The 21,971-nt window shown below is 66.2% G+C and carries 13 protein-coding genes and 1 tRNA gene; 10 read left to right on the top strand and 4 right to left on the bottom strand.

Annotated elements, in window-relative coordinates; all coding sequences use genetic code 11:
* Positions 1-177 precede the first annotated feature (177 nt).
* The 6 genes from MO486_RS09460 (at position 178) to MO486_RS09435 (ending at position 12,541) form a co-directional block, all read left to right on the top strand.
* On the top strand, positions 178-885 hold the full coding sequence (locus MO486_RS09460; protein WP_242906641.1) for a BTAD domain-containing putative transcriptional regulator: 708 nt from the start codon (positions 178-180) through the stop codon (positions 883-885).
* Between the two features lie 186 nt (positions 886-1,071).
* A complete protein-coding gene (locus tag MO486_RS09455; RefSeq protein WP_242906639.1) occupies positions 1,072-3,324 on the top strand; it encodes a hypothetical protein in 2,253 nt (750 codons plus the stop codon).
* On the top strand, positions 3,321-4,586 hold the full coding sequence (locus MO486_RS09450; RefSeq protein ID WP_242906637.1) for a hypothetical protein: 1,266 nt from the start codon (positions 3,321-3,323) through the stop codon (positions 4,584-4,586). Before MO486_RS09455 ends, MO486_RS09450 begins: the two co-directional genes overlap by 4 nt.
* 34 nt (positions 4,587-4,620) lie before the next feature.
* Positions 4,621-5,067 carry a hypothetical protein gene (locus MO486_RS09445; protein ID WP_242906635.1) on the top strand — a complete coding sequence of 149 codons (447 nt, stop codon included), beginning with the start codon at positions 4,621-4,623 and terminating at the stop codon, positions 5,065-5,067.
* Positions 5,064-6,179, top strand: coding sequence for a hypothetical protein (locus tag MO486_RS09440; RefSeq protein WP_242906633.1), 1,116 nt, complete (start codon positions 5,064-5,066; stop codon positions 6,177-6,179). Before MO486_RS09445 ends, MO486_RS09440 begins: the two co-directional genes overlap by 4 nt.
* A 29-nt stretch (positions 6,180-6,208) precedes the next feature.
* Complete coding sequence (locus MO486_RS09435) at positions 6,209-12,541, top strand: D-alanyl-D-alanine carboxypeptidase family protein (protein WP_242906631.1); 6,333 nt, start codon at positions 6,209-6,211, stop codon at positions 12,539-12,541.
* 351 nt (positions 12,542-12,892) lie between these two features.
* Here the strand turns inward: MO486_RS09435 and MO486_RS09430 are convergent.
* The 4 genes from MO486_RS09430 to dtd form a co-directional block, all read right to left on the bottom strand.
* Positions 12,893-12,968 (bottom strand) — tRNA-Ile (locus MO486_RS09430).
* Between the two features lie 36 nt (positions 12,969-13,004).
* Positions 13,005-15,362, bottom strand: a complete 2,358-nt coding sequence (locus MO486_RS09425) for a GH92 family glycosyl hydrolase (RefSeq protein WP_242906629.1) — start codon at positions 15,360-15,362, stop codon at positions 13,005-13,007.
* 126 nt (positions 15,363-15,488) lie between these two features.
* Complete coding sequence (gene rpoD, locus MO486_RS09420; RefSeq protein WP_242906627.1) at positions 15,489-17,336, bottom strand: RNA polymerase sigma factor RpoD; 1,848 nt, start codon at positions 17,334-17,336, stop codon at positions 15,489-15,491.
* An 81-nt stretch (positions 17,337-17,417) separates the two neighbouring features.
* Positions 17,418-17,858: a D-aminoacyl-tRNA deacylase gene (gene dtd, locus MO486_RS09415; protein WP_242906625.1), complete on the bottom strand. Its 441-nt coding sequence runs from the start codon at positions 17,856-17,858 to the stop codon at positions 17,418-17,420.
* A 128-nt stretch (positions 17,859-17,986) separates the two neighbouring features.
* Between dtd and MO486_RS09410 the strand changes: the two genes are divergently transcribed.
* The 4 genes from MO486_RS09410 to galE are packed head-to-tail and all read left to right on the top strand — an operon-like array spanning position 17,987 to position 21,962.
* Positions 17,987-18,940, top strand: a complete 954-nt coding sequence (locus MO486_RS09410; protein WP_242906623.1) for a lauroyl acyltransferase — start codon at positions 17,987-17,989, stop codon at positions 18,938-18,940.
* A 2-nt stretch (positions 18,941-18,942) separates the two neighbouring features.
* A complete protein-coding gene (locus MO486_RS09405; protein ID WP_242906620.1) occupies positions 18,943-19,452 on the top strand; it encodes a PH domain-containing protein in 510 nt (169 codons plus the stop codon).
* Positions 19,442-20,953 (top strand): PH domain-containing protein, encoded by a 1,512-nt coding sequence (locus MO486_RS09400; protein ID WP_242906618.1) that lies wholly within the window; start codon positions 19,442-19,444, stop codon positions 20,951-20,953. The genes MO486_RS09405 and MO486_RS09400 overlap by 11 nt, the downstream gene beginning before the upstream one ends.
* A gap of 25 nt (positions 20,954-20,978) precedes the next feature.
* Positions 20,979-21,962, top strand: a complete 984-nt coding sequence (gene galE, locus MO486_RS09395; RefSeq protein ID WP_242906616.1) for a UDP-glucose 4-epimerase GalE — start codon at positions 20,979-20,981, stop codon at positions 21,960-21,962.
* Positions 21,963-21,971 lie beyond the last annotated feature (9 nt).

Raw genomic sequence — 21,971 nt, 5'->3', positions numbered from 1 at the left:
GCTACTGGCACTACCATCTTTCAGCTACTTTTGGTCTCCAGTGCCCACTGCTATTGGCCCGCCTGCAACGGCGCCCGCAGCACTGGCTAGCGCTTTGATGCTGCTGTCCGGATCAGCCGTTTGGCAGCGTTGCGCTCTTATATCGTCTCGTGCAAGGCATCTGCGAGGTCAGGGATGATGGAACAACAGCTCGCTCACTTGGATGTCGCAAAGCGCAAGATTGCGATCGTCGGTCGTCTAGGGGTGTACCCGATGGTGCGCCTGTCGCTGCCTGCACGACGCTTGCTGGCGTACCTCGCCGTGCGCGGACATCCCGTGCAACGCGGCGTCGCCTCGGCGGAACTCTGGCCTGACGTGCCGGACGACATCGGGCGCAGCAATCTCCGCCGCGCCCTGTGGCATGTGCCGCGCGGTTGGGTGAGCGCTACGGGCGATGAACTCGCCCTGGAAGCGCAATGCGACCTCGTGCAGGCCCACCAAGTCGCCGCACGTGCACTCGGCGGCGAACCGCTGAGCCTGGAAGAGATCGAACTGCTGTCCGACGACATCCTGCCCGGCTGGCACGAGGAGTGGATCGTGCCAGCGCAGGATGCGTTCCGCCTGTTGCGCGTGCAGGCGCTCGAGGCCGCCTGCCGCACAATGGCGTCGGCGGGCCACCATGCGCTCGCGACGCAGGCGGGCGCGGCGGCGATCGCCGCGGAACCGCTGTGCGAATCCGCCGCCGAAGCGCTCATCGATGCCCACCTCGCGCAGCGCAATCGCTACCAAGCGATGCAGTGCTTCCGCCTGTTGGCCGAGCGCCTCGACCGGGAACTCGGCGTAACACCGGATCCCGCACTCGCGGCGCGCGTCGGGATCGGCGGCATCGAACAGCGTCCGCACTGATCGGACTCTACGCGGACGCTGCGGCGACATCACGACGACGACACGCTGCGCACGCACGTCATCCATGGGGCCATGCGGCCGCGACACGGCACCGACCCGCCGACGACACGCACGCATCGCCACGCATCACGGTCGTGGATGGCCGTCGTGATCGACTGTCGCCCAACCAGCGGGCGGAGTCGTGCCATGACGATCCAGGAAACGCAGGAACGCGAGTGGAGCGTGCAATCCGAGAGCAGCCCCTTCGCGGAAGCGGAAGCGGATGTGCCCCTTAAGGCGGAATCGACCGCATGGAGCGAGACTGCCGCCCCCTTCAGCGAAACGATGGGCGCGCCCGTCGGACAATCCGAATCCGATCGTCTGTACGCCGAAGCCTTCGCCGAATTGCGCGATGAAGCCTTCGACGAAGCCGTCGCCTTCCTCGCAGAAGAAACCGAACAGGCCGTCGCCGACCGCTTCACGAACGAATCGCCGGCTTCGGCGATGGAACGCGAACGCTACGGCGATGCGCAACTCTCCGCGGTGCGCTTCGAGGCGCAGCAGTACCTCGATGCGCTCGAAGCGGGCCTGACCGGCATGGACGTCGAGTCCCTCTCCCCCGACCAACTCGACGAAGTGCTCGAACGCATGGACCCGCAGACCGGCGAGCTCACGCCCGCGGGTGAAGAGTTCATCGGCGCGCTCGTGCGCAAGGCGAAGAGCGTCGTCAAGGTCGTCGCCAACACGGCGAAGAGCGTCGGAAAGGTCGCCGGCGCCCTGCTCGGCCCCGTGTTGAATAAGTTGAAGGGGCTCATCAATCCGTTGCTGCGCCGGGTGTTGTCCTTCGCGATCGGTCGCCTGCCCGCCAATCTGCAACCGGCTGCGCGCACGTTGGCGGCGCGCTTCACCTCCGAGGCCGGCGAAGACGAAAACACGCAAATGGGCGAAGACGAAGGGACGATGTCGCCCGCCAACCTCACCGATGTCGAAGCGCTGTCGGAGTCCTTCGATGCCGCGCTGGCCGAAGCGCTGGTCGGCGATGGCAGCGGCGAGGCGGAAGAGGAAGCCTACGACGCGCGCGACAGCGAAAGCGTCGAAAGCCGTGAACTCGAAGTGCTCGCCGAGGCCCGCGGCGTGCTCATCGATCGGTTGCGCAACGCCGGCGATGAGGAAGACCTGACACCCGCCATCGAGCAGTTCGTCCCCGCCCTGCTCGGCGCGCTGCGCCTTGGCATCAACCTCGTGGGCCGTCCGAAGGTGGTCGGCTTCCTCGCGCGCTATCTCGGACAACTGATCAGGCGCTGGGTGGGCCCGAATCTCTCCGGCCCGCTGTCGAACGCCATCGTCGACACCGGCCTGCGCCTGGTGACGCTCGAAGCCGAGGCCGACGAAGCCGGCGAGCCGCGCGCGAACGAAGCCGCGCCCATCGCGCTCGCCACCGTCATCGAAGACGCCACGCGCCGCCTCGCGGAGAACGAAGACTATATCTTCGAGAATGAAGACCTCATGCAGCTCGCCACCGCCGACGCATTCGGCGAAGCGGTCGCGACACACTTCCCACCGCGCTTCGTCCGTCCGGGCCTGCAGCAGGCGCCGGCGATCGGCGGGACTTTCGTGGCGCGCCGCCCGCGCAGCGTGCGCACGTATCGCAAGTACAGCCGCATTCCCGACGTCGAGGTGACCGCGCAACTCGCGGATGCACTGCCGACGTTCGGCGGCTCGACCGTCGGCGCGGTATTGCGCGCGGCGGGGGCGACGTTCCCCTTCAAGGCGCGCATGCACATCTACCAGTCGGCGGTCGGCACGACGTTGCCGCGCATGGTGCGCATCGATCGCGCCAATACCGGCGGCGGACGCGGTTACGTCACGTCGTCCAACCTGCATCCGCTGACGCCGCTGGCGGCAGGACTGCTGTTGCGCGAGCCGAAGCTGGGCGTGGCGGTGCCGGCGACCTTCCTGCAGTCGCGCCAGCGCATTGCCGTTGGCCAGCGTTTCTACCTGCTGGAACCACTCGGTGCGGTCGGCGCGCTCGCGCTGCCGGTCAAGGCGGGCACGCGCGCGAATCGTGCGCGCCTCGCGCCGAGCCGTGCATGGACGCACACCGATCCGCAGCGCACGCGCATCGTCGTCGGGTTGTATCTGTCGGAAGCCGAGTCGCAGGGCGTCGCAGAATCCATTCGTCAAGGCCGCGGCGGCCAGGTGCTGCTGCAGGCGCTGACGAAGATCTACGGCGAGCTCGCGACGCGCAGCCGCAATCCCCTGCACCGCCGCCTGCGCGCGTGGGTGATGCCCGCGCTGGCGAACTGGGTGCGCGCCAATGGCGAAGCGTTCGCTCGCGCCGCGGCGCATCCGGATGCGGGCGCGACGATCCGCGCGGTGCTGACCTCGGTGCCCGGGCCGGGCGCGCGCGGCACGCCAAATATTGCGATCACTGTCGATTCCGGAAAGCGTCGTCGATGAGCACCGTCGTCGAACTCGATCGGCACCTCGTCGCCGCGGATCTTGAGCGGCAGGTCGCGCATTGGCTGGCCGCCGCGCGGACGTTCCGCGATGCGGAGGAGTTCGCGTCGCTCGAAGCGTGGAAGTCGGTGGAGCGCGACACCGGTGCGCCGCTGCGCAAGCAGTTGCATGCCTGCGTGGAGGAACTCATCGCGCTCGGTGACGCGACCGCCGCACTGGTCGCCGCCGCGCGCCGCGATCCCGCGGCGATCGCGCCGGCCGCGGCGGCGGTGCAGCGCTTCCGCCGTCGCTATGCGCAGGTCGACACCACGCTCGATTTCCTCGGTGACGCGGTGAACTCGCGTACGAGCCCCGTGTTGCGCGCGGCGCTGACGACGCTCGATCGCCTCGCCGTCGCCAGCATGGCGCCGGTGCTGCAGCGTGCGAACAAATCGGTGCCGCGCGTGCTGGTCTACCAGGACAAGGGCACGGGTGCGTCGATCCTGCGCGCCGGCGTGCGGTTGTGGGCGCCCGGCGCGGTCATGCCGGTGGCGGCGATCAAGATCGTACGCCACAACCTCTATCGCCCGACGTCGCTGTTCCATGAGTCAGGCCACCAGGTCGCGCACCTCACCAATTGGGTGCCGTCGATGCACGCGTCGATCGCGAAGGCGCTCGCCGACGATGTGGAACTGCACGCGATGTGGACGCCGTGGGCGTCGGAGATCGCCGCCGATGTGTATGCGTTCCTGCTGACAGGCTATGCCTCCGTCGCGGCGCTCTACGACGTGGTCGGCGATGCCGCCTCGATCCTGCGCTGGCCGATCGGCGATCCGCATCCGGTCGGTTGGCTGCGCACGGCATTGGGATGCGCGTTCTCGCGGCAGTGCTTCGGTGCGGAAGGTCCGTGGGTGTCGCTGCAGCGTGCGATGGAAACGCACTTCCCCGCCAGCACCGCGGAAGCGACGTTGCAACCTTTGCTCACGCGCTCACTCGCGGCGATGCCGCGTATCGCGGCTGCGTGTCTGTCCGCGGGTGTTCCCGCATTGGGCGGTCGGCCCATGACCGACGTGCTCGATCCGGCGCGCGTCTCACCTGCCGCGTTGGCGGAACTGGAACGCACCGCGGGCACTGCGCTGTGGACGTCCCCGCATTGGCGGAACACCGAAGGCATTCGCATCGTTGCGCTCGCGGGCTTGCGCGAGGCCGAGCGCCCCGAGGCCGCATCGCAATGGATCGATCGCGCGCGCACGTGGCTGACGACCGAAGCGCGCGCGGCGTGAATGTATTGCACGACACACGAGGAGGACACGCGTCATGACCACCGACAAGACCGGCAAGCCCGGCAGGCCTGGCAATCCCGGCCAATCCGACCAATCGGGAGATATCAAGGCGTTGCGTGCAGACCTCGCCAGTCTGCAAGCACTCGTCTGGAACATTGCGAAGAACGAATCGATCGACACCACGATGGGCTACGGATTCGACGGAGTGTCCAAGTACCTGCAGTTCGCCGTCGAGCAGCTGGCGGAGATCAACCAGCAGATGCGTCCCTTGCAGCTCCTGGGCCAGCCCGACCCTGCGCTCACGGAAGGCGAACGGGCGCGTCTGAAGAACCTGATCGCTGGAACCAAGCCTTTGAAACTTCCCGGCGACCAACTCCCGGTCCGCGACTCACCGACACGCTTCATCGGCGATGCCGAGCCGGCGCTGGTGCCCGAGCCACCCATTCAACTGGAACAGTATTTGAGGAGTGACGCGTCATGATCCGCCAACTCGTCAACGATCTTTCCGCCAACGGCGGCGCAGGCGTCGTCGGGAGTATGCCCATCGACGTCGCCGCACTGAAGGTGCTGACGGCCGATCCGCTCGACCTGCTGCTCTACATGGAACAGATCTGGGATACGTTCAATCCGTGGGCACCGAATCCGCCGCCTGCCGGTCGCGCCCGCAATACGCTCTACAAGACGGGGCTGTTCGCTGACGTGATCGCGACGGCCTCGCCCGCATGGGATCACCTGGGCTACAGCTACGTGCTCGAGAACACCCGCGCAGTGCAGATCCTGCGGCGTGTCGTGCGCGAGTATCGCTCCGGCGAAAATCTCGGCGCACCATCCGTGTCCACGCAACGGTGGCTCGATGCCACCGAAGCGCTACTGTTCGGCGCGGCCAATCCCATTGCGCCCTGGCTATCGACGAGCGTGGTGCGAAAGGACCCCGAAGAGGTGCGTCGCAATGCTTACGATCGCCTCATGGGCGTGCAGCTCGCGTTCGGAACCGAGGACAACCGCCCGGCTACGTATGACAAGGCCGCCGCCACCAACACCGGTTTCGTCCGCTTGTTCGAGGAACTACTGTACGAACTGTGGCAAGCCATGATCAACGTGAAAAACCTCGTCGGCGTCAACAATTCGGACAACGACCGCATTTTCCGAATCACCGAGGAGCTTCAGTTCGCGCTGCGGTCGCGCCGGCAGTCGCAGATGCTGGCCCGCGAGGAGCTCGCGGCGGCCACGGCCCTCGGCTGGGTCGAATTGACGCTCAGCGCCAATACTCCGGTCGTCATCGATCTCAAGGCAATCGCCACCTCGCCCGCCAATCGCCTGAAGCTGATCGGCGAACGCGTGGGCCTGGCGGCGCACAGCAAGTCCGCCGCGCTGTTCTCGATGTGCAACGAGCTGTCGCGGTTCCTGCGCGTCATCGAGTCGAATGCGATCTCGGGTCCGAGTGCGGTGCCCGTGCTCTACACGTCGGCGACGGACATCGGAGACGCGTCGAGACGCGTCATCACCGAATGGGCCGCCGCCACCGGCAAGGACCTCAAGGCGCGCGACAAACCCGTCGAGGTGGGCCGACCCAAGCTCGTGAGCGTGCGTTGATCCAAGGGCGCCTTGCGCCGGGAGGACCCATGTCAGCTTCCCCTGCCCCCCCGAGCGAGTTCGACTCGCTCGGTCTAGAAGTGCCGTTCGCGGACGAACAGGACAGCGAACGCTTCGACCCGCCGCTCGCGCGCGATGTGCTCGGCGAGTCGCCCTTTGCCGAAGCCGCGACCCTGGAGGCCGCGGCGACCGAAGTGACGGCCAACACATGGTCGGAGGCCTTCGACAAGCAGGTGCCCATCGACCCCGAGGAGCTCGCGTGGCTCGATGTCGAAGCGCCCGGCGAAGCCGAGTGGACGGGCGAGACGCCCGAGCTCGAGGAAGAAACCGAGTCCACCGCGCTGGAAGCCGGCGAGGATGAATGGAACGAATCCGAGTGGAATGAAGGCGCCTGGAATGAGGGCGCGACCAATGAAGGCGAATGGAATGAAGCCGCGTCGGATCGCACCTGGATCCATGCGCTCGACCGTTCCGCGCTCGAACGTCTGCCCGATGCCACAACGCGCGCGCGTTATCTCGCGATCGATTGGGCCGACGTCGAGTTCCCGGGCAACGTCCCCAAGAACGAATCCCTGACCGATGCGATCAAGGAGCACTGGCGCCTGTCCGAGTCGCTGTTCAGCGCGATGACCAAGGTGGTGCCGGAGCGCCGCGTCCCGTCGTCGATCCGTTTCCACGATCCCGTGGTGGTGAAGGTGCCGGGCCAGCCGCGCCACCAGCTGTTCGCCGAAGCGCTCGAGGCCTTCGTGCGCATGCGTGATGCCGCCAAGGCCGACGGCATCAGGCTCGTCATCACGTCGTCGTTCCGCACGCGGAAGAAACAGCAGGCCCTGAGCAAGAAGCAATCGAATTCCAAAGCCGTGGCCCGCGGCAATTCGGCGCACATGTACGGCCTCGCGATCGACGTGCTCATGCAGGTACCCGGCCTGCCGATCGCGCAAGCGAACACGCGGCTAGACAAGGCGGAGGCCGACAAAAGGGGCACGCTCGCGAAGATGGGCAACGTGGTGCGCATGTACCGCTCGCCGGTCTACAAGTGGCTGGCGCTGCGCGCGCGCGAGTTCGGCTGGTATCCGTATCGACGCGAACCGTGGCACTGGGAATACAACCCGCCGGGGTTCAAGGCGCGCTTCGAAGGCGCCGCGACGGCGTCGGAAGCGGACGAGACGTCCTGGGAACAGCTCGACGAAACCGTGGCCGAAGCGAACATCGCCGAAGCGGAGGACGAAGCGCGCACGACCACTGCACCGCTGACGCGCGCGTTCGATGTCAAGGCGCTCGGCATGAAGGTCGCCGTGCTCGTCACGGAGGCGGCGCGCACGGCGGATCAGGTCGACGTGCTGGTCTTCGCCCACGGGCTGGATGTTTGCAGACCGGTGGTCGGGAATCGCCCGATGACCTTCGTGACGGGGCGTCCGTTGAACCTCGGCGCGCTGGTCGAAGCGTCGCGTCGCCCGATCGTGCTCGTCGTGCCCTACTTCGATTGGGAACACCTCAAGCAGAACGGCATGGCGTTCGGGAGGAAGTGGCACAAGATCGCCAAGCCCGAGCTGTTCAACCAGGTGATCGCCGAAGCGCTGGAACAGGCGCGCACCCTCACCGGCCGCGCCGCCGCACCGGCGTTGCAGCGCTTGATCCTCGCGGGGCATTCGCGCGCCTTTGGGTTCTTCGACGCACTCGCGCACGCGCACGCCGCACCGGAGATGCGGCAAGGCGCCCTCGCCCGCCTGACCCACGTGTGGGCGCTCGACACGACCTACACCGCGCCCGTCGCCGATTGGCGCGCGTGGCTGCGCTCGCGTGACGACTTCAAGGCCACCGTGGTGTATCGCCACGGCTCGTATCGCACGCGCAATGACGAAGTCCGATCGCTCCCGACCGGCGTGCGCGGCAAGCAGTTCGATGCGCTGGCCGCCGACTTTGGCGGGCGCCTGTCGACCATGCCGGTGGCCGCCGGCAAGACCAGCCATTGCAACATTCCGGCGACGTACCTGCCACGGCTGCTCGCGGCGCTGCCGGGGCCGCCGCCTTCCAACGAAGCGACTTACGCCGAATACGAAGACGAAGACGAGTCGGAATGCGAGGACCGCGAGTTCGAACTGCTCGACGAAAACAACGAAGTCCTCGAGTCCTTCGAGCCCGAAGCGCTGGCCGACCTCGAGTCGCTGATGCGCGAACCGCCGAAGACGAAGCCGGAGGAAACCCGCCTCCGCCCGCACCTTGTCGTCGTTGATGCGCAGGACAAGCCGATTGCCGATGGCGAGTACGTCTTTCGCCAGGGTAACGTCGTCGAGACGGGATCGCTATCGAGCGGCTACGCCTTCTTCGGCAAGGTCGACCCCTCACGCCCGTTCGTGTTCGAAATCCGCGATCGCGTCTGCGCGATCCGCGCGGGCGCGTTCCTCGATCCGGACGAGCGGGCCATCGAGTACGGCGGCACGCGCCACGACTGGACGCTTGTGCGCGACAACAAACAGCCGGACAAAGAGTTCTGGCCGCACTATCTGCTGGCGATGCAACAGGACACCGGCCCCGATACGAGCCGGCGTGGCGTCGACCGGTTCTGGCAGCACGAACACATCACGCGTCGGCAGATCCAGCTCACGAAGGCTGCGCAGCAACGCACGACCCCCGTGCGAATCCGCGCGATCCCGCTCCAGATCCGCTCCGGCCCGCTGGTCCGCTACACCGACCACGGCCGCGCCACGGTCTGGCTCGAACTGGTGACGCCGGGCATGGTGAAGCTGTCCGTCAGGGACAGCGCCGGCGGCAAATGGGAGGCCTATGCATCGACCGTGCGCGTCGGCGGGCGCCATTTCGCAATCGCGGAGGTCGAAGGACTGAAGGAGGCGAGCGAGTACCAATACACGGTCGAACTGGCACCGCTACCCGGCGCGGGCCCGGTGCCGGTCGAGGCGGCGCAGATCCTGGCGGTCTTCCCCACATTGCAGAACGCCACGCGCGCGGCGATCGAAGCACAACTCAAGCCGGCGGCGCGGCAAGGGTCCACGCGGCCCGGCTTCCGCACGTTGCGTCGCAAGTACGACAAGTCGCTGCGCTTCGCCACGGGGTCCTGCCGTTGGTATCCCGGTGATTCGATCAAGGACTGGCCGCCGGAGAAAGTCGGGCCGGACATGCTCAAAGGACTCGGCACATGGCTCCGCGATCGCGCGCCGTCGTTGTGGCCCGACTTCCTGTTCTTCGGCGGAGACCAGATCTACGCCGACGAGGTCGGCGACAAGCACTACGCTGAGATCGTCCGCGGACGCTTCTCCTGCCGGTTGCCAGGCCCATCGGAGGACAGCAACGCGACGGTCGCCAACCGGCTCGTGGACGGCGCGTGGGCGGGACGCTTCACGCATCGCTACAAGGACATCAATCCACTGAGCCAGGCGTGGCTCAAGCACGCCAGCGTGGTGGAGGCCGGCCTGAAGAAGCTCGACCAGGTCTACGCCAGCTACCCGATCCTCGAAAAGTTCAGGGACGGCTTGGTGACCAGGAAACAGATGCAGCTGTCCTACGACACCGAGCACACCAAGCGGGCCAGCGTGCAAGGCGCAAAGAACCCGTCGGACTACGAGCGGAAGATGCAGGCAGCGATTGCGCTGATTCCGAAGGTCGAAGCGCTGGAAATCTCGACGGCGCCCTATCGCGTCTATCAGGACTACTGGTGTTCGGGGCGGCAGGAAGTACTGGCGAACCCGCGCGCATTCCGCTATCGGTCGTGCAACTTCCTGTTGTGGAAACTCCCGGACTTCGAAGATGAACTGCCGACGCTGAAGGACCAGGCGTCGAGCGAAAGTGGCGTGCGCAGACCCAACCAATTCGGCCACCCATCGGCCAACAAAGGCCGGCACGCCGGAGACTTCGCCGAGTACGGATTCCTCTACGAACGCGCGTGGACCAGTTCGCCGGAGGTGCGTTTCGCGCTCGGCAACATCCCGACGTTCCTGATGTTCGACGACCACGAGGTGACCGACGACTGGAACGTCGACACCGCGTGGATGCGCATGATCCACTCGTCGCAGGACCATTACCGGATGTGGCCCAAGACGATCACCGATGCGCTGTGCGCGTATTGGATGTACCAGGGCTGGGGCAACAAGGCGCCGTCGCAGTGGAAGCAGGCCGGTGACCCGCGTGCCGCCCTCGTCGCGGCGGCGCAGGGTGCTGGCACCGACGCGCTGCCGGAACTGCGCAAGCTCGTGCATGCGGCGTGCGTCGCCGGGCCGAACAAGAAGCCCGCTGGCATCCCCGACCTGGCGTGGTACTACCGCCTGCCATTCGATCCGCCGTTCCTCGTGCCGGACTGCCGTTCGCGCAAGCGGATGCTCACGGCTGAAGACGATTGGACGCGCATCGACCACGACAAGAAATCGCCGATGAGCCAGACCATCGACGACGGCCAGATCGGATGGATGCGCGCTGCGCTGGCGACATCGAAAGACGCGGTGGCCTTCATCGCGCCGTCGACGCCGTTGCTGCTGCCGCAAGCGCCGATGGAGATCATGACCAACCCCGACGCCTTTGCGAAAGCGTGGGCGGCCGACAGCACGTGGGATGCGATCCGGGCTTTCATCGCGCCAACGCCGACACCGCGTTTGACAAAGAGGTTCCGGCGCGACAATGACCTCGAGCATATGGTGCGCGACAAGAGCTGGCGCGACCTGTGGGGCCTGGTCGCGGGCAAGCGGAACACCGGGCTGAAGACGCTGGTGCTGGTGTCCGGCGACGTCCACCACAGCTACTGCATGACCGCGAACCTCCCCGGCAGCGGGCGACCGAAGCCCGAGGTGCTGCAGATCACGTCGTCCGGCCTGCAGACGAAGATCCGCTTGGGTGCCAAGGAGTGGTATGCCGAAGGGAGGCATTACACCCCCTTCCACGTAGGGCAGTACCGGATCTCGCCCGGGTTCATGTCCGACAGCGGGACCGAGGCCGTGACCGCAGGCAGGGCCGGCAAAATCTCGCTCTACAAGAACGCCGTTGCGATCGTCGACGTGAAGGTGGGGAGCGAAGTCGACGTCAACGTCACGCATCTGCTAGGCGGCAGGTCGGGCTGGCACATGTACAAGTACTCGTCCCGCGCGACCGGCGGACAGGGCGAGACGCCCGAGGCGTTCGAGGCGTACGTCCCTGCGGATGAAGCCGCGTATGAAGCGGACTCGCCGTCCTGGATGGAGGACACCCTCGCGCCCGATGACGAAGCGCGCGTCGAGGAAACCTTCCGCACCGTGCTCGACGAAGCATGGCCGGGGGAAGACTTCGACGCCGCGAACGAGGGCATGGACGAAGCGACAGACGAAACCATCGGCGAGGCCATGGACGAGAGCATCGGCGGCGCGTCGGAAGACGAAGCCACCGACACCCGCGAGTCGATGGAAGCGCTGGACGCAGGCTTCGAGCACGAAGACCTCGATGCGTACTATCAACCCACCCGCAGGGATCGCGGCAGTCCGGGAACTGGCGGCGCAGCACCCAGCCCGGTCGCGCCGACGTTGAGCGCCGGCATTTTTGCGCGTTTCGTCACCGCCGACCGGCTCGACCTCGAGATCGCCGACATCCTGCGTGCGCTGGATACATATCCGTCGGGCAGTTGGGCAAAACAGCTCGCGACGTTTGCATTCCACGAGCTCGACGTCGGTAACCTCGCGGGCATCTTCAGTTCCGCGAGTGTCGCCAGGGCCAAGGCGGCCGTACCCGCCGCGGAGCAAACGAAAGTGGCCAACGCGGCCGCGAGCATCGGCAACGGGGTCACGGTCTACTACGGCAGCGCGGGGGCCTGGAAGGGCGAGGTGCTGATCGCAACCACGATCGTGCAGGCCGGCAAGTCGCACGGACAGGCGCGCGAGCGCTTCGCCGAAGTCTTGGCGCACGAGCTCACGCACTTCCGCAATCGCGACTTCTTCATCGCACTCGAGAAGAGCACGCCCTCCGCGAATCCGGGATTCTACGTCGACCTGGCCAAGGCGAATGCGTACAGCGGCACCCCGGGCATTGCGTGGTACGTCATGGGCGAGGTCACGTGCAACCACGTGGCGTGGCGCGTCCGGCAGGACCTGCGCAATCGCAGCCGAAAAACGCCGGTGCCCACGAACCCCAATCTCAAAGGGTTCTATCGCTATGCGCTTGCGCTGGACGGGGGCGCCTGGCGCGACAACGGCTACCTCGCCGACCTCAAGACGGCCGGCCGCTACAACGAACAGATCGCGCTGTGGATGCTGAAGATCGGCGGAGAGAGGGCGCTGTTCCATGACGACCCGGCCAAGAACACGGCCACCCGCCAGCTGTTCAAGGACGTCTACGACCGCGTCAAACCCGCGTTCGACAAGCCCACGGAAGGCGACGACGGCGGCGTATGAACGGGCTGCTGCAGGCGATGGCCTTCGACGTGAACGGCGACTGGCTCGCGACGTTCACCGAGGGCGCACACGGTCACCCTGCGCGGCCCGCGTCGCATGTTCCGCGAGAAGCGGGAAGGTGCAGATTTCAACGATGACCTCGGCGTCGCGTGCCCAACCCCGACGAACCCGAAGACGCGCGGAAACGCGCTATCGGACCGGCACGAGCTGCGCCAAAGGGCGTTCGCTATGGGTCGATAGCAGCCGTTGATGACTTCGCTAGAAACGGATTCGCCTTAGGGTCCGCTCACGCGAGCTGCCGCCCACCCGACGGGCCGACTCGAAAGTCGGCCTAAGTGCATGATCGGTAAGTGGTGGGCCCACCAGGACTCGAACCTGGAACCAAAGGATTATGAGTCCTCTGCTCTAACCATTGAGCTATAGGCCCGCGTTGTACATTTTAGTGCAGGCGCGCACTCGCATCTCATCGCGTCGACATCGAGTACGGGCGCTGGCCCGCAGCCGTCGCCCACTGCTTATCGGGCGTCGCCTGCATGACGAAGCGCAATTCGCCACCCGCCATGATCTCGTCATGACGCAGGTAGCTGCGTTCGAGCGGCTTGCCGTTGAGCGTGACGCCCCCGGCATAGGGATGCGCGTCGTCCATATTCTCGGCGACCACGCTGAAGCGCTTGCCGTTGGGCAGGTTCAACGTCGCGCGCGGCAGGAACGGACGCCCGATCACGTACTCGTTGCTGCCCGGTGCCACCGGATAGAAGCCCAGCGCAGTGAACACGAACCACGCCGACATCTGGCCCAGGTCGTCGTTGCCGGCGAGGCCGTCGGGCCGCGGAGCGTACTGGCTGTCCATGATCTGCTTCAGGCGTTCCTGCGTCCGCCACGGCTGCCCGGCATAGGCATACAGATAGGCGACGTGATGGCTCGGTTCGTTGCCATGCGCGTACCAGCCGATCAGGCCGGTGATGTCTTCCATGTGTTCGAAGGTTTTCGGGTCGACCTTGGCGTCGAAGACCTGATCGAGCTTGGCGACCAGCTTGTCGTCGCCGCCGAGTGCCGCGCTCAGTCCGGCGACATCCTGCGGCACGTACCACGAGTACTGCCAGGCATTGCCCTCGGTGTAGTCGCTGCCGTAGCCGCTGACGGTGGGATCGAACGGTTCGCGGAAACCGCCGTCGCGCTTGCGCGCACGCATGAACCCAGTCGCGGGGTCGAACGCGTGCGTCCAGTTCGCTGCGCGTTTTTCGAATTGCGCGGCGATGTCGTTGCGGCCCATTGCTTCGGCCGTGCGCGCGATGGTCCAGTCGTCGAAGGCGTATTCGAGCGTCTTCGATGCGGCCTCGCCTTCTTCGTCGATCGGCACGTAGCCGAGTTCCATGTACTGCGCGATGCCGTCGTAAGGGCCGTAACTCGCGCTCGCCACCATCGCGTCCAAGGCCTCGTTGGCGTCGTAGCCGCGGATGCCCTTCATGTAGGCATCGGCGATCACCGGCACCGCGTGGTAGCCGATCATGCACCACGTCTCCAGGCCATGGAACGACCATACCGGCAGTACGCCGTACGGACTTTCGCGGCGCGCAGCGAGCAATGAATTGACGAAGTCGTTGCTGCGCTGTGCCGGTTGCACCAGCGTCAGCAGCGGATGCAGCGCACGGTAGGTGTCCCACAGCGAGAACGTCGAATGATTGCGGAAGCCCTTGGCCTGGTGCACGGCATTGTCCGGACCGCGATAGCGGCCATCGCTGTCCATGAACAGGCTCGGGCCCATCAGCGTGTGATAGAGCGCGGTGTAGAAGCTCTTGCGCATCGGCTCGGGTGCGTCGACGTCGATCGCGGATAAGGCCTGCGTCCAAGCGGCGCGTGCCTGTTTGCGAACACCATCGAAATCCCATGCGGGGACTTCGGCATCGAGGTTGGCGATGGCGTTGTCTTCGCTGACCGGTGAAATCGAAACCTTGACCAGCAATTGCGCGCCAGGTGCATCGGCGAAATCGAACGCGCCGACCAGTTGGCGACCTTCGATCTGCGCGCGCTGCGACGGCGTTTTTTCGGCCGGCGGCGGAAAGCCCTTGTAAACGACGTCCTGCTCGGTGTCGTGGAACTGGTGGCCGCTGGGCGCGCGCGAAAAGCGCATTGCGAAATACAGCTGGCGGCCTGGTGCCCAGCCGCGGGTTTCGCGGAAGCCCGTCACCGTGCCGTCGGCACGCAGGCGCAGGCGCGACCACTGCACTTTGCCGGCGTAGTCGTACATGCTGGTGCGCAGGTCGACGAGCACGTGCGCGGCCTTGCCTTTGGGAAAGGTGTAGCGATGCACGCCGACGCGTTCGCTCGCGGTGAGTTCGGCGCGGATCGCATAATCGTCCAGCGTGACCGCGTAGTAGCCGGGCTCGGCGACTTCGCCGTCGTGGCTGAAACGCGAGGTATAGCCGCTCCCGGATTGCTTCGCATCGCCGCGTTCGAGCTTGACCTCGCCGGCGATCGGCATCAGCAGCACGTCGCCGAGATCGGAGTGCCCGGTACCCGAGAAGTGGGTGTGCGAGAAGCCGACAATGCTGCTGTCGTCGTAGCGATAGCCGGCGGCCCAGCCGTAGGCTTCCTTGCGCGGCTTGATCTGCGTATCCGGGCTGAGCTGGATCATGCCGAACGGCACGACGGCGCCGGGAAACGTGTGGCCCTCGCCACCGGTGCCGATGAAGGGGTCGACCGCGGCATAGACACTGTCGGCAGATTGCGCCGGCACTGCGATCGTCGCGCCGGCGATGGCCCAGGCGCACAACAGCGGCAAGGAACGTTGCCGGGATGGGTGGTCAGCCGATCTGCGCATGCGTTCCCCGTACGGTTCAACGGAATGCGCAGCGTATTCGATCCACCGGCGTCGTGTCGCGATGACCACAAAAAGCAACGGCCGCGATGGGCGGCCGTTGTGGTGTCGCAGGAACTGCCGCGTGCGTCAGTCGATATCGAGGAACGAACGCAACTGTTCGGACCGGCTCGGATGACGCAGCTTGCGCAGTGCCTTGGCTTCGATCTGGCGGATGCGTTCGCGGGTGACGTCGAACTGCTTGCCGACTTCCTCGAGGGTGTGGTCGGTGTTCATGTCGATGCCGAAGCGCATGCGCAACACCTTGGCCTCGCGCGGGGTCAGGCCGGCGAGCACGTCGCGGACCGTTTCCGAGAGGTTGATGTTGGTGGTGGACTCGATCGGGGACTCGACGTTGGTGTCCTCGATGAAATCGCCGAGGTGCGAATCCTCGTCGTCGCCGATCGGCGTCTCCATCGAGATCGGTTCCTTGGCGATCTTCATCACCTTGCGGATCTTGTCCTCGGGCATGTCCATCTCTTTCGCCAACTCTTCCGGCGTGGCCTCGCGGCCGAACTGCTGGAGCATCTGGCGGGAGATGCGGTTCAACTTGTTGATCGTCTCGATCATGTGCACCGGGATGCGGATGGTGCGCGCCTGGTCGGCGATCGAGCGGGTGATCGCCTGGCGGATCCACCAGGTCGCATACGTCGAGAACTTGTAGCCGCGGCGGTATTCGAACTTGTCGACCGCCTTCATCAGGCCGATGTTGCCTTCCTGGATCAGGTCGAGGAACTGCAGGCCGCGATTGGTGTACTTCTTGGCGATGGAGATGACCAGGCGCAGGTTGGCCTCGACCATTTCCTTCTTGGCCTTGCGCGCCTTGGCTTCGCCATAGGCCATCGCGCGGCTGATGTCCTTGATGTCGGCGAGCGTGAGGTACAGCGCCTGCTCGACGGCGATGGTCGCTTCCTGCTCGGCGATGACCTGCTCGCGCACGTCACGCAGACCGGATGACCACTTCTGCTTGCGCTTGAGGACTTCGTCGACCCAGCCGAGATTGGTCTGGTTGCCTTCCCAGGCACGGATGAAGTCCTTGCGCGGCATCTTGGCCACGCGTGTGGACAGGTCGAGGATGCGGCGCTCGTGGTCCTTGATCTCGCCGACCACGTCGCGCAGCTTGCGCACCAGGGTGTCGGTCAGGCCCAGCGGGAGCTTCAAGGTCATGAAGACCTCGGCCATCTCCTCACGCAGCTTCTGCACCGGCTTCGCGCTCGGGCCGTTCTTCGCGTACGACTTCTGGAACTTGACGTAGGTGGCGCCCAGCACTTCCATGCGGCGCGCGACTTCGAGCGGATCCGGGCCAGTCGGACCGGCCTCTTCGGCTTCGCCGGCGGCCTCTTCTTCCTCTTCCTCGACTTCAGCGTCGGGGTCGACGGCGACGACCGGGATTTCCTCGACCGGCTCCTCGATGTCGTTGAAGCCAACCACGATTTCGGCCAGGCGCTTCTTGCCGGCCTTGTGCAGGTCGTATTCCTCGAGCAGCAGCTGGATCGACCACGGGAAGCTGGCCAGCGAGGACAGCATCTGGTTGAGGCCTTCCTCGATCCGCTTGGCGATGGCGATTTCGCCTTCGCGCGTCAGCAGTTCGACCGTGCCCATCTCGCGCATGTACATGCGCACAGGGTCAGTGGTGCGGCCGCCTTCGGAATCGAGCGAGACCAGCGCGGCGGCGGCTTCTTCGGCCGCGGTGTCGTCGACTTCGCGGCCACTGCCGGACTGGCCGGCGAGCAGCAGGGTTTCGGCATCCGGTGCAACTTCGTGCACCTCGATGCCCATGCCATTGATCATGCCGATGATGTCTTCGATCTGTTCGGGATCGACGACGTCGTCGGGCAAGTGATCGTTGACTTCGGCGTAGGTCAGGTACCCCTGTTCCAAGCCCTTGCTGATCAGCTGCTTGATATCGGATTGCGGGGCTGGACGTTCGTTGGCCATGTGGCGCGCCACCGTAGAGGGTGTCAAGGGAACCCAGCATTATACCAGCCGGGCGGTAGCCCCACCGCCGCCGGCTGGAAACTAAGGCCGGAGCAGGAAGGTGACCGGGCCGTCGTTGACCAGGCTGACGGTCATATGGGCGCCGAAGCGGCCGATTTCCACCCCCGAGGCGTGTTTTTCGCGGCAGATCGCGACCAGACGGTTGAATCCGCGTTCAGCCTCGGCGGGCGGCGCGGCCGTGGAGAAGCCTGGGCGCATGCCGGAGCTGGTGTCGGCGGCGAGGGTGAACTGGCTGACCAGCAGCAGGCCGCCGCCGGTGTCGGCGAGCGAACGATTCATGCGGCCCGCGCCGTCGTCGAATACGCGATAGCCGAGCAGACGTTCGGCCATGCGTGCGATCTGCGCTTCGCTGTCGCCGGGCTCCACTGCGACCAGCGCGAGCAGGCCGGGACCGATGGCGCCGGTGGTTTCGCCGGCGACGGCAACGGAAGCGGAGGTGACGCGTTGGATGAGGGCAAGCATGCGAATCGGGAGTAGTCGGGGTCGATGATTTTGTAGTACCAAACCTTGCCCGCCACGTTTTACGGCATTTGCAGCGCGCGCGTGCCGGACCAGGTTCTGCACTGCAAGGCACCCGCTAGACTGAGGCCGTGACCGACCTCACCGCCCGATTCCTCTACGCGCTGGCCGCAGCGTTCGCCCGCCTGCCCTGGCCGTGGCTGCGAACATTCGCCGATGCCATCGCCGCCTGGTGGCGTTGGCGCGACGCACGCATGAGCAAAGTGGCGCGACGCAACCTCGAGCTGGCCTATCCCGAGTTGCTGCCGGGCCAGCGTGCTGAATTGCATGCCGGCATCCTCCGCGCCACCGCACGACAGACGCTGGAAACGCTGCGCTTCTGGACCCGGCCGCACGCCGACAACCTGGCGCTGATCCGCGAGACGCAGGGCGTCGAGCTGTTCGACGCAGCCGTCGCCGCCGGCCGTGGCCTCATCGTCGCCGCACCGCACTACGGCAATTGGGAACTGTTGAACCAGTGGCTGGCCTGGCGTACGCCGCTGGCGATCCTGTATGCACCGCCGGAGTCGGTGGTCGGCGAGGCCTTCCTCAATCGCGTGCGCGCCGCGCACGGCGATGCGGGCCGTGTCACCCAGGTGCGCGCCGAAGGTCCGGCGATCCGGCAACTGTTCAAGCTGCTCAAGGACGGCGGCGTCACCGGCATCCTCCCCGACCAGCAGCCGAAGGCCGGCGACGGCGAATTCGCTCCATTCTTCGGTATTCCCGCGCTGACCATGACCTTGTTGCCGCGGCTGGCGCAACGCACCGGCGCGACGGTGTTGTTCGGGTATTGCGAGCGGGTTGGCGATTCGCCGGCAGGACCGGTATTCGCCCTGCGCTTCGAACCAGCGCCGGCGGGCATCGCCGATGCGGAGGCGGGCGTCGCCGCGCTCAACGTTGCGGTCGAACACATTGCTCGCCGCGATCCGGCGCAGTACCAATGGACCTACAAGCGCTATTCCATCCAGCCGCAAGGCTCGCCGCTGTGCAATCCGTATTGGCCGGGTTGCTACCCTCACCGCTACCAACGCCGCGCCGAATCGTGACCATGACCGAAGCCGCCACATTGTCCGCATCCGAGTTGCCCGCACCCGAGTGGAACCCCCTGCCGCCGCGTGCTCGCAGCCTGTTCGTGCTGGCCGATGCCTCCGTACTCGGCGTGGGCCTGGCCTTCGCGTTCGGCATGGCGGCCGAAGCACGCGATGTCGTTTCGCCGTTGCTGGCGGCAGCGATCGGCCTCACGGTCGGCATCATGGTGGGCAGCTGGAGCGGCACGCGCCGCCATCGCCGCACGTTCTGGCTGCTCGACGCCGATGGCTTCGCGCTGCTGCGCGGCAATCTGTGGCGGCGCGAAACACGCGTGCCGGCTTCGCGCGTGCAACACCTCGACCTCAAGCACGGCCCGCTGGAACGACGCTGGCATTTGGCCACGCTGGTGATCCATACCGCCGGCAGCAGGATGAGCGCGGTGTCGGTGTCCGGCCTCGACGAAGGCGACGCCGAACGCCTGCGCGATCGCCTCGCCCGCCAGCTCGACCACGACGACGATGCCCTCTGACGCGGTGGAGACCGTGCCCGCCGACACCGTGGAAGCCCCGGACCGCCGCCTGCATCCGTGGTCATGGTTGTTCGTGCTGGTGGCGCAGCTCAAGCAGTTCATCGTCCCGCTGGTCGCAGTGTTCTTCTTCGGCCAGCGAGCCGACAACAACGAACTGTGGCCACTGATCGGCGTCGGTGTGCTCGCGCTGATCTCGGTATTGCAGTACTTCACCTACCGTTACCGGATCGGTAGCGACGGCATCACCATCCGCAGCGGCTGGTTGCACCGCAGCCGGCGCGAGATTCCGTTCGCGCGCATCCATAACGTGGTCGTGCAGCAGTCGTTGCTGCATCGCCTGTTCGGCGTTGCCGAGTTGCGGCTGGAGTCGGCGGGTGGACAGAAACCCGAGGCGCAGATGCGCGTGCTGCGCATGGATGATGCGCTGGCGCTGGAACAGCTGATCCGCCATCGCGGACAGGTGCCGGCGCCGGACGTGATCGATGCGCCCCGGGATGAGGTGCTGCTCGCATTGTCGCCGGGTGAGTTGGTACGCCTCGGCCTGATCTCGAACCGCGGCCTGATCGTGATCGGCGGCGCTTTTGCCGGCGCCTCGCAGTACAACTCGCGCCTGATCCCGAACCTGTTCGAATCCTGGGGCGAAGCGTTGTTCGGCTGGGCTGGCACGCATCACTTCGGACCAGCCCAATACGTGCTGGCCGCGGCGTCGCTATTGCTCGCGTTCGTGGCGCTGCTGCGGCTGCTGTCGATCGTGCTGGCGTTGTTGCAGTACTACGGTTTCACCTTGAGCGAACACGGCCGCCGCCTCACCGTCGAACGCGGCCTGCTCGCGCGCACCAGGACCAGCGCGGCGCGGCGGCGGATCCAGGCCTGGACCTTGCACGAAGGCGTGCTGCATCGCTGGTTCAAGCGCCGCAGCCTGCATATCGACAGTGCGGTCGGCGAACAACAGGGACAGCCGCAACGCGCGCTGCGCGAACTGGCCCCGATCGCCACGCCGCAGGCCTGCGACGACCTGATCCGCCACCTGCTCCCGGCCGACGCTGGTTGGGACGCACTCGACTGGCAACCGCTGCATCCGCGCGCATGGCGCCGGTTGTGCAAGCCGGGCGTGGTGTTCGCATTGATCGCCACGATCGCACTGACGTGGCGCTTCGGCGGCTGGGGCTTGCTCGCGCTGTTGTGGGCGCCGTGGTCGATCTACGCCGCGCGCCAGCACGCGCGTCGCGCGGGTTACTCGCTCAACGCGCGCCTCATCGCACTCCGCGGCGGCTGGTGGTCGCGTTACTGGCGCTTCGCCGAGCTCGACAAGTTGCAGGCCTTGCGCCTGGAGCGGACCCCGTTCGATCGCCACCACGGCATGGCGACGTTGTGGCTGGACACCGCCGGCGCCTCCGCGCTGGCGCCACCGCTGCGCATCCGTTACATCGCCGAAGCGGACGCGCGCGCCTTGTACACGCGCCTGGCGCGCACGCTGGCGCAGCGCAAGTTGCAGTGGTGAGCATGTTTTCTACTGAAGGTGCATCTTGAACATCCTGGTCGTCGGTGGTGCGGGCTATATCGGTTCGCACATGGTGAAACGGCTGCGGCAATCGGGCTTCAACCCGATCGTGGCGGACGACCTGAGCAGCGGCCGCCGCGCCGCAGTGCAGAACGCGGAGCTGCATGTCGGCGACATTGACGATGCCGCTTTCGTCGACCAAGTGCTGCGTACATGCCAACCCGCGGCGGTGATGCATTTCGCCAGCAGCATCCAGGTCGGCGAATCGGTGGCCGATCCCGCCAAGTATTACCGCAACAACGTCACCGCGACCCAGGTGCTGCTCGACGGCATGCGCGCCCATGGCGTCGCACGCTTCATTTTCTCCTCGACCGCGGCGATCTTCGGTGATCCCGCCTACGTACCGATCGACGAAGCCCATCCCAAGCAGCCGATCAACCCCTACGGCCGCAGCAAGTGGATGGTCGAGCAGATGCTGGAGGACTACGACCACGCCTACGGATTGAAGTCGGTGTGCCTGCGCTATTTCAACGCCGCCGGCGCCGATCCCGACGGCGAACTCGGCGAATGCCACGAGCCGGAAACGCACCTGCTGCCGCTGATCCTGCAAGCCGCCGCCGGACGCCGCCCGCACATCACCATCTACGGCGACGACTACGCCACGCCCGACGGCACCTGCGTGCGCGACTACATCCATATCGAAGACTTGTGCGATGCGCACCTGCTCGCGTTGCAGCAGCTGCTGGCCGGTGGCGGGAGTGCGCGTTACAACCTCGGCAATGGCAATGGCTTCTCGGTGCGCGAAGTGATCACGGCCGCACAACGCGTGACCGGTCGCGAGATCCCGGTGGTGGTCGGCGAACGTCGCGCGGGCGATCCGCCGAGCCTGGTCGCCGACTCACATCGCGCGCGCGCCGAGCTGGGTTGGCAGCCACGGTTTGCCAATCTCGACACCATCGTCGCGCATGCCTGGGCGTGGGAGCGCAAGCACGCGCACTGGCCTACCTGACTACTCCTC

The organism is Lysobacter sp. CFH 32150, assembly GCF_022758295.1.
In the GTDB taxonomy this organism is placed as follows: Bacteria; Pseudomonadota; Gammaproteobacteria; order Xanthomonadales; family Xanthomonadaceae; genus CFH-32150.
This window is presented reverse-complemented; position numbering and strand designations above follow the sequence as displayed.